The organism is Sphingobacterium sp. SRCM116780 (genome assembly GCF_021442025.1).
Taxonomy (GTDB): domain Bacteria; phylum Bacteroidota; class Bacteroidia; order Sphingobacteriales; family Sphingobacteriaceae; genus Sphingobacterium.
Window position 1 is genome coordinate 3662189 of the sequence record NZ_CP090446.1, and the last position, 13736, is coordinate 3675924.

Genomic DNA, 13736 nt, shown 5'->3' on the forward strand with positions numbered 1-13736 from the left:
TTTTATTTAATATCCTAAGCGTCTTAACGTCATATACGCCATCAAGCCAATACTCAGTTGTAATGCATCCTCATCGACATCAAAAGTAGACGTGTGCACAGCAGACTGAATCCCTTTTGATTTATTTCCTGTTCCCAAACGATAGAAGCAAGCATTGATTTCCTGTGAGTAATAAGAGAAATCCTCTGCCGCTGGCCAAAGATCTAAATCCAAGACATTTTCTTTTCCTACATATTCTTCTGCAAAACCACGCACAGCGCTTGTCAATTCTGGATTGTTAATTAAAAATGGGTATCCTTTACGAATTTCAAAATCACAAACAGCTCCCATACTTTCTGCCATACCCGTTGCCATTTTAAGCATCTTTTCATGTGCCTCAGCACGCCATTTTTCATCAAAGGTACGAAAGGTTCCTTCCAGATAAACTTCATCAGGAACAATATTAGTAGCCCCATTCGCGACGATCTTCCCAAAAGAAAGTACCGTAGGTGTTCTTGGATCTGCAAATCGACTTGCGATTTGCTGAAGAGCTGTAATGATGTGTGCTGTAATTACAATCGGATCAATATTTTGATGCGGATGAGCACCGTGGCCACCTCGCCCCTTCACTGTCATAAATAACTCATCACAAGAAGCCATATACTTACCTTCCCTGAATCCTACTTTTCCAGCTTCAATAAAAGGCATGACATGCTGGCCTATAATCGCTGCAGGAGCAGGATTCTGTAAAGCACCTTCCTTAATCATGATCGATGCCCCTCCAGGTAGTCGCTCTTCGCCCGGTTGGAAAATCAATTTGACAATCCCTCCAAATTCAGACTTCAACGCATATAATATTTTTGCAGTACCTAGCAAAGAGGAGGTATGGACGTCATGTCCACAGGCATGCATGACTCCCGGATTTTGAGAACCATAACTTCTGCCTTCTACTTCTTGAATAGGCAAAGCATCCATATCACCCCGCAAAGCAATTACTTCTTCAGACACTAAGTCCCCTTTAATTTGAGCGACAATACCTGTATCTGCCATTTCCTGAAAAGGAATATCCAATTCTTGTAAAATGGATTTGACATAAGCCGAAGTGTTATATTCCTCAAACGAAAGTTCAGGATGTTGATGAAGATGTCTTCTGGTTTGAACGGTTTCGTTAAAAAACTGTTGGGCTAAGGCATTAACTTTTTCTTTAATACTTGCCATTCTAAATAAGATTATTGGTAAACAAAAACGTTTTCAGAGAATACGAATACGTTTTTAAATTGTTGACGAAGCAAATTCATAAAATTGTTTGCTTCAGATCTACTTCTGAAATCACCTACTTTGACTCGGTAGTTCGGTTCATCGTAATTGATATAGGTATCGATATCTTTATACATGCTTCTAAATCGAGCTTGCTCTGAGAAAGCATTACTCCGATTACTTCCTGCAAAAATCTGAACTCGAAACCCTCTTACCGTTCTACGCGTAGCAGCGCTTCTAACAACAGGTTTACTTGGAACAGCTACAGGTTTGCTTTCGATAGGATTGATACCCATATTTGCCCGAAAATGTTGCAAAATCGTAATTAATGTATCCTTTACGATAACTACATTTCCATTCTCTTGTGCTTGTACTTTTGAATAAGCAAAGCCAATTAAAGCAAAAACAACTATCAATCCTTTCTTAAGCATTATTAAATATTTTTTTAATACTGTCTAGCTATTCGCGCCGTGACAGTTTTTATATTTCTTACCTGAACCACAAGGACAATCATCGTTGCGGCCAATTACGTTATCATTACGAATCGGTTGTGTAGGACCTAAATCACGTGTATCTACATCTTCGGCACTCACTCCCATTGGAGATTCCAATTCTGCTTTTGTTGCTTGAACCTTCACAGGAGCAGCTTGTACCGAACGCCCTTCTGGAGCGCTCTGCATATTTTGTCCAGGAATCTCACCTTTGAAAATAAAGCTAACAATATCCTTATTCATCGATGCTAACATCGCTTTAAATAAGTCAAAAGCTTCCATTTTATAAATAATGATCGGATCCTTTTGCTCGTAAACAGCATTTTGTACCGACTGTTTCAAATCGTCCATTTCTCTCAAATGTTCTTTCCAAGCTTCATCAATTAAAGCTAAAACAATGCCTTTCTCGAATGATTTGAAGACCTCTTTACCTTCACTTTCAATCGCTTTTTTCAAGTTTGTCGAAACTTGAATACCACGAAGACCATCAGAAAAAGGAATAACAACATTTTCAACAACAGATCCGCGTTCTGCATATACATTTTGTAATACAGGAATGGTATGAGATGCAACAGTGTTTATTTTTGCATGGTAAGCATCAATGATTTGTGCAAACAAACGATCCGTTAAACCTTCCACTTTCGTTTGAGCAAACTCTTGCTCTGAAATTTCTGGATTAACAGCAAATATACGAATGACTTCAATTTGGAATTCCTCATAAGTACCACCTTCTTTTGCATCAATAACAATCTCTTCAACCACATCAAAGATCATATTGTTCAAATCAACATCCAAACGGTCTCCAAATAAAGCGTTTTTACGTTTCGTATAGATTACTGTACGTTGCGAGTTCATCACGTCATCATATTCCAAAAGACGTTTACGAATACCAAAGTTATTTTCCTCTACTTTACGTTGTGCTCTTTCAATAGATTTGGTCAACATGCTATGTTGCATCACTTCGCCCTCTTCAACACCCATTTTTACCATGATGTTCGAGATACGCTCAGAAGCAAATAAACGCATTAAATTATCTTCCAAAGATACAAAGAACTGAGAAGAACCTGGATCTCCCTGACGACCAGCACGACCACGTAACTGACGGTCAACACGACGAGATTCGTGACGCTCTGTACCAATGATTGCAAGACCTCCTGCAGCTTTCACCTCATCGGTCAATTTAATATCCGTACCACGACCAGCCATGTTTGTTGCAATTGTTACTTGACCTGGGCGACCAGCTTCTGCAACGATATCGGCTTCTTTTTGGTGCAATTTAGCATTTAACACATTATGTTTAACCTTACGCAATTGAAGCATACGGCTTAATAACTCGGAGATTTCAACAGAAGTTGTACCCACTAAAACAGGTCTTCCTGCTTCTGTCAGTCGTTGAATTTCTTCTGCTACAGCATTATATTTCTCACGCGCTGTACGGTAAATAAAATCTTGACGGTCATCACGTAAAGTTGCGCGGTTTGTAGGAATCTCAACAACATCTAATTTATAAATTTCCCAAAGCTCACCTGCTTCTGTAGAAGCAGTACCCGTCATACCCGCAAGTTTGTGGTACATACGGAAGTAATTCTGTAGCGTAATGGTCGCATAGGTTTGCGTAGCATCTTCTACCTTAACATTTTCTTTCGCTTCGATCGCTTGGTGCAATCCATCGGAATAACGACGGCCATCCATAATACGACCTGTTTGCTCATCTACGATTTTAACTTTTCCTTCATCAACGATATATTCAACATCGTTTTCAAATAAAGTATATGCTTTTAGTAATTGATTGATCGAGTGAATACGTTCTGCTTTGATCGAATAATCGCGCAATAACTCTTCTTTTTTTGTTGCCTTATCTTCTAAAGGAATTTCCGCTTTTTCAATGTCTGCTATTTCAGAACCAACATCTGGTAAGATAAAGAAAGAAGGATCCTCTCCAGAAGCTGTAATCAACTCAATACCTTTTTCTGTTAATTCTACTTGGTTATTTTTCTCATCAATAACAAAGAATAATTCAGCATCCGCTTTAGGCATATTCTTATTCTGTTCTTGCATGTAGTAGTTTTCTACTTTTTGCAAGATCTGACGGTGATTATTCTCACTTAAAAACTTGATTAAAGCTTTATTTTTAGGTAAACCACGGTAAGCTCTGAATAAAGCTAATCCCCCTTTTTCAGGATCAATATCACCAGCAGTTACAGCTTTTTTCGCTTCATTTAATATGGTATTGATATACGATTTTTGGGCATTTACCAAGCGCTCAATACGAGGTTTCAATTGGTAAAACTCATGTTGATCACCACGAGGGATAGGGCCTGAAATAATCAAAGGTGTACGTGCATCATCAATTAAAACAGAATCGACCTCATCGACCATCGCGAAATGCAATTTTCCTTGTACCAATGCATCTGGTGTTTGGGTCATATTATCACGTAAATAATCGAAGCCAAACTCGTTATTGGTACCATAAACGATATCAGAAGCATACGCTTTACGACGTTGTGGCGAATTTGGTTGATGTTTATCAATACAATCAACACTTAAACCGTGAAATTCAAATATAGGAGCATTCCATTCCGAGTCACGTCGAGCAAGGTAGTCATTCACCGTAACGATATGAACACTATTTCCTGCAAGTGCATTCAAATATGTTGGAAGTGTACCTACCAAAGTTTTACCCTCACCAGTAGCCATCTGTGCAATTTTACCTTGGTGTAAAACAATACCACCAATCAATTGCACATCATAATGCACCATGTTCCAGGTAACTTCAGTACCAGCCGCCAACCAAACATTTTTCCAAATTGCTTGGTTACCTTCGATCACAACATTTTGTTTTTGAGAAGCAACCTCTCTATCAAAATCTGTCGCCGTAACGACCAATTGTTTATTTTCTGTCAGACGTCTTGACGTTTCTTTAACCACAGCAAATGCTTCTGGTAAAATATCCATCAAAACCTCTTCTAATTTTTTATCACGATCTTTAGATAATTTATCAACGTTTTCATAAATCGCAGTTTTTTGCGACATATCTGCACCGTCTGTATCCGCTTCTGTTTTTAGAGTAGAAATTTCGTTATCTATATCTGCTAAATATCCTTTTATTCTATTTTTGAAATCTGTCGTTTTAGCACGCAATTCATCATCACTTAGCGCCGAAAGTTGGTCGTACTCCGATTTGATTTTTTCTACAATTGGTTGAATACCCTTAATATCTCGCTCGGATTTACTTCCAAATAATTTACTTAAAAATTTTAACATAACATTCTTTTCTATCTCAATTTATGACTTTCATTCAATAATGACTCCAAATTAAAATTGCAGACAAATTGACACTAATCGGGCAAATTTAGTTATTAGATATGATATCTAACAGACTATATGTATATTTTTTAGTATTTTTTTATGCCAAAAACAAATTCTTATCTGTTTTGGGGATAAACCCCATCTGTTGTGCTTTATCAAACATCATTTCAATAGCGGCACGCCCCTCTTTTCCCAGTGCTATGGAATATTTATTAACGTAAAGTTCAATATGTTTATACATCACTTCTTCACTCATTTCTTGTGCATGAGCTTTTATAAACGCCAATCCAGATTTAGGATTTGCAAAAGCAAAATCGACACTTGCACGTAATATACGGTTCAGCTTTTCCTTGATTTCTTTTGGTAAACTTCTTTTCACAACAATGCCTCCTAATGGGATAGGACAATTTGTCGTTTTTTCCCAATAGTCACCCAAATCAACTACTTTAAATAATCCTTTCTCTTCATAAGTGAATCGATTTTCATGGATAATCAGCCCTAAATCAATATCTCCAGCTAATAAAGCCCCTTCAATTTCGGAGAAAACAAGCTCTTCTTTATTTTTCAACTGTGGAAAAGCCAGTCCCAATAGAAAATTTGCTGTTGTATATTTTCCTGGATAACCAACTTTCAATAATTCTAGTTCAGCAGTTAAAGGCTCACCTTTGTTTAATTTTTCTTGAAGTTTTCTAGCCAAATTTTCATCCTTTGTGATTAACATAGGACCAACTCCAAAACCAAGCGCGCTGCCTGCGTCCAAAAGTTCATAATCTTCCACAGCATATGCAAACGCATGGTAACTTAATTTTGTAATCGCTAAGTCTCCTTTAAAAGCTTTTAGATTCAATGTTTCAACGTCTTGGTATTCAACGTCGAAATCAAGTCCTTCCGTATCTATTTTATGATGAATTAATGCATCAAAAATAAAGGTATCATTTGGACAGGGAGAAAAACCCAATGTCAATTTCATATCGATAATCTATTTGTAAATATATAGAGAATGGTAGCGATAAAAGTTATCATTAATATTCCCTTTGCAACAGCATCTTTTCCGCCTTTAAATAAAAAACGCATGGCAATTAAGTTAATAAATACCGCAACCCCGTAAATCATCATCGGTTTTTGAGGTGTCCATGTTTGCACAATCTGCGTATATGTCGCCAGTAAATAAGCCACTGCTGGCGCTATAGCACCGAGCAAAAGCCCTAAGCCTAAATTGTTTTTCATATTACTGATCGAATCCCCAAGAATTTAATTCTGGAATAGCATGATGTGCTGTCATATCAAACTGAGTGGGTACAATCGCCACGTAACCATGACTCAGGGCAAATGAATCGGTATCCTCACCCCGATCTTCCAATTCAAACTTACCCGTCATCCAATAATAATCTCGGTCACGAGGGTCTACACGCTCATCAAACTCTTCGACATAATGTCCCCCAGCTTGGCGACAGATTTTGATGCCGTTGATTGCGGAATCATTGGGGAAATTAACATTCAACAATGTACCTTTTGGAAGACCATTTGCCAAAACCTGCTTGGTAATAGACGTTAAATAAGATCTACAATGTGAAAAATCAGCATCATACGCAAAATTATCTAACGAAAATCCAATAGAGGGGATGCCTTCAATCGCACCTTCAACCGCTGCAGACATGGTGCCTGAATATAATACATTGATCGAATGATTCAATCCATGATTGATACCCGATACGCAAACATCAGGTTTTTTCCCTTTAAATATTTTATTCACTGCCAATTTAACACAATCAACAGGAGTTCCAGAACATTTGTACATTTCCACGCCTTCGTATAAATCAACACGATCCAGACGTAACGGACGACCAATAGTAATAGCATGCCCCATACCCGATTGCGGACTATCTGGTGCCACCACAACAACGTTTCCAATTTTCTGCATTTCCTCTATCAAAACTTTGATCCCGGGAGCTGTAATCCCATCATCGTTTACAACCAATATGGTTGGTTTTTTCTTTGTCATGATGCTAATTTAATAAGAAAAAAAGAAAAGCGTTAGATTTTCATCTAACGCTTTACATATTATACAATAAAAAGACTTATCCCAAGCTTTTTAACCAGTCAACAACTTCTTCTCTTGCTTTTCCGAGCTTTTGTTGTAGACGTCCTAATAATTCATCATCTTTACCTTCTTCATAGGCTAAATCGTCCTCTGTCCAATCGGCATATTCTTGTTTGATTTTGCCTTTTACTTCGTTCCATTTACCTTTCAAATTCAATTCATCCATGTGTATGTCCTCCTAATTTATTTACTTGTTATCTATATAACGAAAACAACTCTGGTGTTATTTTGTTTGGATCGGAATAATATTTTAAAATAATAAAAAGGATCAGTTCCCTTTTCATTAACTTAGCCCGCTCAAATAAATTTCCAAATTAAATGGTAAATTTTGTACTTATTATTTTCTGTATCTGTGCGGGAATGTTGTTTAAACATTTCAAATTAATCCCCGAAAATGCCTACAAGAGTATTAATATTTGGGTGTTATATATTGCCCTGCCCGCCGTTTCTTTTAAATACATTCCGCAGATTACATGGAGCACACAGCTCCTATTCCCCGTCATATCGCCAATCATTGTATTTGCCGGAAGCTGGCTATTTATGGAAATTTATTGTCGATATAAGGGGTATAGTCAACGTTCAAGAAGTACATTAGAATTATCTGCTGCCTATAGTAACACTTCCTTTATCGGTTTTCCATTAATCATTGCCTATTATGGCGAACAGAACTTAAGTATTGCGATCATTTGTGATCAGGTCAATTTTATGTTGCTGGCTACTGCTGGGATTATATGCGCGATCAAAGGTGATCGTTCAAATAAAGAGGGTATCAAGACAACCGCTTTGATAAAAAGACTCTTGACGTTTCCTCCATTTATTGCTTGCGTGGCTGCACTTATACTCAGCCAACTAGCCAATATAAGTATATCCGAACCATTTTTTGACAAAATAGCGGCTACAGTTGGTCCTTTAGCATTATTTTCAGTCGGTCTACAATTACAATTTAAAGGGCTTAAACAAGAGATCTCTCAAATCTCTGTGACCTTACTTTATAAATTGATTCTTGCTCCTTTGCTCGTCCTTCTGGCCGCCCTATGCCTAGGTATCCACGGAGATATTGCTCGAGTAAGCATTATGGAAGCCGCTATGCCGACCTTAATCACCGCAAGCATGGTTGTTCAACAGTTCCGATTAAACACCAAATTAATTAACCTCGTTATTGGATTGGGGATCATATTAAGTTTACTAACAACCGCTATGTGGTCTTACATCATTGCTTTTTTTATCTAACCGTTTTCGATAACGATTGCGAAGATTATGGTCGTTTATGATCTTTTAAAGTCTTATTTTTAGGATATTTGTTAAAAGACGCATACATATCAATATGAAAACGAATTATGAATCGCGTTATGCGATTAGTCCAAAGGAATGTAAAACATTAGATACAAAATCATTAAGAGAGAATTTTTTAATCGAAACGATCTTCAAAGCAGATCAAGTTCATTTTGTCTATACACACTATGATCGTTATATGGTAGGTGGTGCAATGCCCGTTTCAGAAAAAATAAAACTAGAAACCATTCCTACATTATTAAAAGAACCTTTTTTCTTGAGCCGAAGAGAGCTGGGAATTATCAATGTGGGTGCTGCTGGTCAGGTAGAGGTGGATGGTACGACCTACGATTTGCAATACAAAGAAGCTCTATATATTGGTAAGGGTGCCGAAAATGTTTTATTCAGCAGCAAAGATGCTTCCCATCCCGCCAAGTTTTATTTAAATTCAACTCCTGCTCATCATCCTTATCCAACGAAGAAAGTAACAAAAGCGGAAGCAAATAAAATTGAATTAGGGTCTTTAGAAACGGCTAATCATAGAATAATCAACCAAATGTTGTTAAACAAAGTTGTTGATACCTGTCAATTGCAAATGGGCATGACAGAATTAAAACCTGGATCTGTATGGAATACCATGCCTGCGCATACACACGATCGACGGATGGAAGTTTACTTTTATTTTGAAGTCCCAGAGGGTCAAGCGGTCTCCCATTTTATGGGACCTGTTGACGAGACTCGTCATATTTGGATGAAAAATGAACAAGCGGTTATCTCTCCACCTTGGTCAATCCATTCCGGTGCTGGCACCAGTAATTATACTTTTATTTGGGGTATGGCAGGGGAAAATTTAGACTATGACGATATGGATAAATCTGCTATTACAGATTTAAAATAAAAACAGCATGAAAATATTATTATCTGCGACCTTGGTATTGGGCATGGCAACGAGTTTGTTGACCCAAAACAAGCATTCTTTAATTATCAAAAACGCATCTTCTTTTGAAAGAAAGGAAGTCGTAAGCATTCCTTATGAAAAGTTTAAAAATCATTTTGGACTAAAAGATACTATTTTCACCATCTTGGATCAGGGCACCAAGAAACCACTGGTTTTTCAATTGGAAAAATTAGGAAAATCTATCCCACAAAACGTTTTGATAGCTATTCAAATAGCTCCTCAAGGAAAATTAGAACTCGCTGTTTCTGCTGATTCACCTCCAAAAGCTGTTGTTCAAACTTTTGCTCGCTACGTTCCCGAGCGCAAGGATGATTTTGCATGGGAAAATAATGTCGTTGCTTTTCGAGCCTATGGAAAAGCATTAGAGGGAACATCCGAAGATGCTCAGGGATTTGATTTTTGGTCAAAACGTACGGATGAATTGATTATCAACGAATGGTACAAAACAGGCGATTATCATGCTGACCATGGGAAGGGATTAGATTACTATTCGGTAGGACAAACATTAGGTGTGGGTGATATGGCTCTGTATTTTGATGATCAAATCCAATACAGCAAACATTACCGTCGATATGAGGTCTTAGACAATGGCCCTATTCGCTCTACCTTCAAATTAATTTATGAGCCCCAGGAGATAAACGGGCACGGTATAACCATCGAGAAGATCGTTTCCCTTGATGCAGAAAGCCAACTGAATAAAGTTACGCTATCTGTAAAGAATATGAATGCCACTTCAACCCCCATTGTTATTGGTCTAGCAAAACGTAACGAGCAGAACCCGAACTGGACGATTAATAAGAAAGCAAATTATTTTGCCTATTGGGAACCTGAACAGAATGGAAATAGCACAGGAACAGCTTTACTATTTCCGACAGGTCTTACAACGTTCATCGATACTCCGACTCAGTTTCTATGGAAAACAACTGTAAAAAACAACCAAAGTCTGACTTACTATACAGGTGCTGCATTCAATAAAGCGAGCAAAATACAATCGATGGATGCTTGGAAAGAGTACTTACAAAAAACAGCTAAGCAGATACAAAAACCTTTAATCATAAGCTATAAAAAATAATGTCTATACTTCAATCATTTGATCTAACGGGTAAAATCGCTTTAGTAACAGGATGCAAAAGAGGAATCGGAAAAGCGATGGCGGAGGCTTTGGCTGAAGCTGGAGCTGATATTATTGGCGTCTCCGCAACATTGGAGTTAGCGGACTCGGATATTGAAAAATCAATTCAATCTATCGGTAGAAAATTTTATGCTTATCGGTGTGATTTTTCAAAAAGAGAAGACTTATATGCTTTTATCCATCATGTAAAAGCTGCACACCCTGTCATTGATATTCTTTTGAACAACGCTGGTAATATTTTACGCCAACCTGCAGCAGAACATACTGATGAATATTGGGATGAAATTATCGAAATCAATCAGAATGCGCAATTCATTTTGACTAGAGAAATTGGGAAAGATATGATTTCACGTGGAACAGGAAAGATCGTATTTACGGCATCTTTACTATCTTTTCAAGGAGGCATCAATGTTCCTGGATATGCAGCCTCCAAAGGTGCTATTGCTTCTTTGACAAAAGCATTTGCAAATGAGTGGGCCTCCAAAGGTGTCAATGTTAACGCGATTGCTCCTGGTTATATTGCAACCAATAATACAGAGGCTTTACGCGATGATCCAGGAAGATCTTCTGCTATTTTAGGCAGGATTCCTGCGGCCAGATGGGGACAACCGGAAGACTTCAAAGGCCCTGTCTTATTCTTGGTTTCAAAAGCCGCGGATTATGTTCATGGAACTATTTTAACTGTAGACGGTGGTTGGATGGGTCGATAGATTAAAGCTATTCGGGAGACTTATTAAAAAATAAGTCTCTTTATTTTTTCTTAACGATTCGAAAACCGAGATTACTAAAAGAGGCATTGGGATTGACCGAACCAATAAATTGCGAATTGAAGGAGGCACAACTATTTTTACTGCACCACCAAGATCCTCCTCGTGCATGGGCTACTTTTCGCTCTTTATCACGAGCTAAAGATCCTTCACAAAATTCAAAGACATTACCATACACATCATACAACCCCCAAGGGTTTGCTTTGAAGGTTTTAACAGGTGAGGTGTATAGATAACCATCAGCAGTATCGGCAACGAGGTGGTCTCTACCATGCCAGATATTGGCAAACTCCTTTATATTCGTCAAACTTACCCCATCAAAATATTTCGTCTCTGAACCAGCTCTTGATGCTACCTCCCATTCATCTAAAGAGGGCAAACGAACACCTGCCCATTCACAATAAGCTAACGCATCCCGATAGGAAATACAAGTAACCGGATGATTCATTTTTTCTTCAATACCAGCTCGACTCACTCCATTTGGATAGCGCCAATAAGCGGTGCTGTCTTGTATCCATCGAAATTCTTCCAGCCCTGGTTCAAATACCATGGCGTTGTGAAAACGCTCTGCTAAGGTGATATAATGAGTCGTCTCTACAAAGTTTGCAAATGCAGCATTTGTTAATTCCGCTTCTGCAATTGAAAAAGCCTCAATTTTAACAGCTCTCTTTGGGTTGTCTACGCTCATCGAATCTCCCAAAATATAAGTACCCTGCTGAATAGTGATAAACTTTTGTTCTTGGGCAATAGACCTGCTACAGCAAAAAATAATGAACATACACAAGATCCAGCTTTCTTTCATCGTGCGATTATTTTGAAGATTTTTGCTTAAAATACGCTTGAGCTGTCGACAATAAAAATTGTTCATTCGCCTGATTAAAATTAACTGAAGCTGTATAGCTGTAATCATCACCATATAATTTCTGATACATCCTGGATTGTAGATATGGTGTATCTTTTCCTTTTTTTAATATTAATGATAGCACGGTCAAAGCATCCTTATCTTTTTTATTTGCTTGATAATAACGAATGATGGCCGGAATACTTTCCCAAGCAGAAATTTCTATGAGAGCAGCTTTTAAATTAACCCCCATATGCTTCTTGATACGAATGGTTTCAAAAATCAATTTTTGAACAGTATCCCGATTTTGCTTCAGAAATTTTCGTTGATCTTCACTCCATTCAACACCGGAAATCGCGGAAGTCAATACGCCAAAGATTTTTTGCTCTTCTCCTTTACTTGTCATATCGTCCACACATGCTTGACTATACATCTCTGGATGAATCATCACATACGTGAATTGCTCTTTTAAGTTCAGTTTTTTTAAGTCCGTTTTTGAAAGTGCAGAAATATGATCTTCAATCATCATATCGCCTTCTGGTTCTTTGATTTTTTTTATTAATTTTTCAACTTTTATTAATCCAAAAGTAGGCTTTGTCTCCTGTTCACGGTATGTTCTATAAACGCGATCTGCTGCTGTTGGTTCCTCATAAACATACTCCTGTGCGGCCAATTTTGTACATAGAAAACAGAGCACACTAAAAACGATTAGCGTTTTGATTGTTCGTTTCATATTACTTCATCCTTTCTTTATAGTAACGATTAGCACGAGCGCAGATTAAATCTTCATTTGCCTTATTGTAATTCAAAAAAGAATAATAATTGCTTTCCGAGCCATACAGTTTTTGAAAGGCTGTTGATTTTAAAAATTCCTCATACTCTCCTCTTTTCATCAATAACATGAGTAAGGTCAATGCATCTTTGTCCAAAGGAGTCTTTTCTATATAGGTTATCATAAAAGGAATCATTTCCCAAGCATTGATCTCTAGAATTGCTTCTTTATAATTTACACCCATTCTTTTACTACGCAGCACAGACTCTTGAATGAGTTGCATAACAGAATCTCGATTTTCAACTAGAAAATCTACTTGTCGTTGACTCCAAAGTGCCTCATTAAATCCCGTTTCAAGAGCTCCAAAAATTTTCTTTTGAATATCATTCTGATACTCTGGAATCGCACAATTTTGCTCTGAAAGTTCTGCATGAATCATGACATAGGTAAATTTTTCTCTTAAACTCAACGATTTAAACTGTGCAGTAGTCAAAGCCTCAATTCCTCCATCAGAGCTTCCCATCGGATCTTCTTTTAATGTAATCGCTGCAATAAGCTTCTTCACTTTCTCTAAACCATAGGGAGGAATGGTCATCTTCGTTCGCCATTCATAATCCTTTTCATCTATACGGTAAGGACTTTTATCTTCTTCCGTTGATTGAGCAGAGGCCTGTGTAAAGCCTGAAAACAATAAGATAAGTAATAAAAAGTAAAGTCTCATTTGCTTTTTTCTTTAAAAATAATCAAAACAGTTGAATTTATCTTTATCTAAGTAATGAATAAGCTGTTACAAGGTAAAATTTTAGTGTTCAACTGGTGTCTATTCCTAAATTACCCTTACACAAATCGGAGTAATT

The 13736-nt window shown here is 37.5% G+C and carries 14 protein-coding genes; 4 read left to right on the plus strand and 10 right to left on the minus strand.

Features of this window, described 5'->3' with window-relative positions:
* Positions 1-6: 6 nt before the first annotated feature.
* The 7 genes from LZQ00_RS15775 to LZQ00_RS15805 all read right to left on the minus strand — a co-directional run bounded on the left by LZQ00_RS15775 (position 7) and on the right by LZQ00_RS15805 (position 7303).
* Positions 7-1197, minus strand: a complete 1191-nt coding sequence (locus LZQ00_RS15775; protein ID WP_234510223.1) for a M20 family metallopeptidase — start codon at positions 1195-1197, stop codon at positions 7-9.
* An 11-nt stretch (positions 1198-1208) separates the two neighbouring features.
* Positions 1209-1667, minus strand: coding sequence for an SPOR domain-containing protein (locus LZQ00_RS15780; protein ID WP_234510224.1), 459 nt, complete (start codon positions 1665-1667; stop codon positions 1209-1211).
* Positions 1668-1691: 24 nt separating this feature from the next.
* Entirely contained in the window at positions 1692-4991 is a 3300-nt protein-coding gene (secA, locus tag LZQ00_RS15785) for a preprotein translocase subunit SecA (RefSeq protein WP_234510225.1), read from the minus strand.
* 142 nt (positions 4992-5133) lie between these two features.
* Entirely contained in the window at positions 5134-6006 is an 873-nt protein-coding gene (locus LZQ00_RS15790; RefSeq protein ID WP_234510226.1) for a 1,4-dihydroxy-6-naphthoate synthase, read from the minus strand.
* Entirely contained in the window at positions 6003-6263 is a 261-nt protein-coding gene (locus tag LZQ00_RS15795) for a hypothetical protein (protein ID WP_234510227.1), read from the minus strand. Before LZQ00_RS15795 ends, LZQ00_RS15790 begins: the two co-directional genes overlap by 4 nt.
* 1 nt (position 6264) lies before the next feature.
* Positions 6265-7038, minus strand: coding sequence for a 5'/3'-nucleotidase SurE (surE, locus tag LZQ00_RS15800; protein ID WP_234510228.1), 774 nt, complete (start codon positions 7036-7038; stop codon positions 6265-6267).
* Positions 7039-7114: 76 nt separating this feature from the next.
* Positions 7115-7303, minus strand: a complete 189-nt coding sequence (locus LZQ00_RS15805; RefSeq protein WP_234510229.1) for a CsbD family protein — start codon at positions 7301-7303, stop codon at positions 7115-7117.
* 152 nt (positions 7304-7455) lie between these two features.
* Here LZQ00_RS15805 and LZQ00_RS15810 point away from each other — a divergent pair, with 152 nt between their 5' ends.
* From LZQ00_RS15810 to LZQ00_RS15825, 4 genes are all read left to right on the plus strand, one after another.
* The gene (locus LZQ00_RS15810) at positions 7456-8367 is read left to right on the plus strand and encodes an AEC family transporter (RefSeq protein ID WP_234510230.1); all 912 of its coding nucleotides are present in this window, start codon (positions 7456-7458) and stop codon (positions 8365-8367) included.
* Between the two features lie 94 nt (positions 8368-8461).
* Positions 8462-9307 carry a 5-dehydro-4-deoxy-D-glucuronate isomerase gene (gene kduI / locus LZQ00_RS15815; RefSeq protein ID WP_234510231.1) on the plus strand — a complete coding sequence of 282 codons (846 nt, stop codon included), beginning with the start codon at positions 8462-8464 and terminating at the stop codon, positions 9305-9307.
* Between the two features lie 7 nt (positions 9308-9314).
* The gene (locus LZQ00_RS15820; RefSeq protein ID WP_234510232.1) at positions 9315-10439 is read left to right on the plus strand and encodes a DUF4861 family protein; all 1125 of its coding nucleotides are present in this window, start codon (positions 9315-9317) and stop codon (positions 10437-10439) included.
* Positions 10439-11209 (plus strand): SDR family oxidoreductase, encoded by a 771-nt coding sequence (locus tag LZQ00_RS15825; protein ID WP_317259283.1) that lies wholly within the window; start codon positions 10439-10441, stop codon positions 11207-11209. The genes LZQ00_RS15820 and LZQ00_RS15825 overlap by 1 nt, the downstream gene beginning before the upstream one ends.
* A 40-nt stretch (positions 11210-11249) precedes the next feature.
* Here the strand turns inward: LZQ00_RS15825 and LZQ00_RS15830 are convergent, their stop codons facing one another.
* The 3 genes from LZQ00_RS15830 to LZQ00_RS15840 are packed head-to-tail and all read right to left on the minus strand — an operon-like array spanning position 11250 to position 13600.
* Positions 11250-12068 (minus strand): formylglycine-generating enzyme family protein, encoded by an 819-nt coding sequence (locus tag LZQ00_RS15830; RefSeq protein ID WP_234510233.1) that lies wholly within the window; start codon positions 12066-12068, stop codon positions 11250-11252.
* A gap of 7 nt (positions 12069-12075) precedes the next feature.
* Positions 12076-12840 carry a hypothetical protein gene (locus LZQ00_RS15835; protein ID WP_234510234.1) on the minus strand — a complete coding sequence of 255 codons (765 nt, stop codon included), beginning with the start codon at positions 12838-12840 and terminating at the stop codon, positions 12076-12078.
* A 1-nt stretch (position 12841) separates the two neighbouring features.
* Positions 12842-13600, minus strand: coding sequence for a hypothetical protein (locus LZQ00_RS15840; RefSeq protein WP_234510235.1), 759 nt, complete (start codon positions 13598-13600; stop codon positions 12842-12844).
* Positions 13601-13736: the final 136 nt, after the last annotated feature.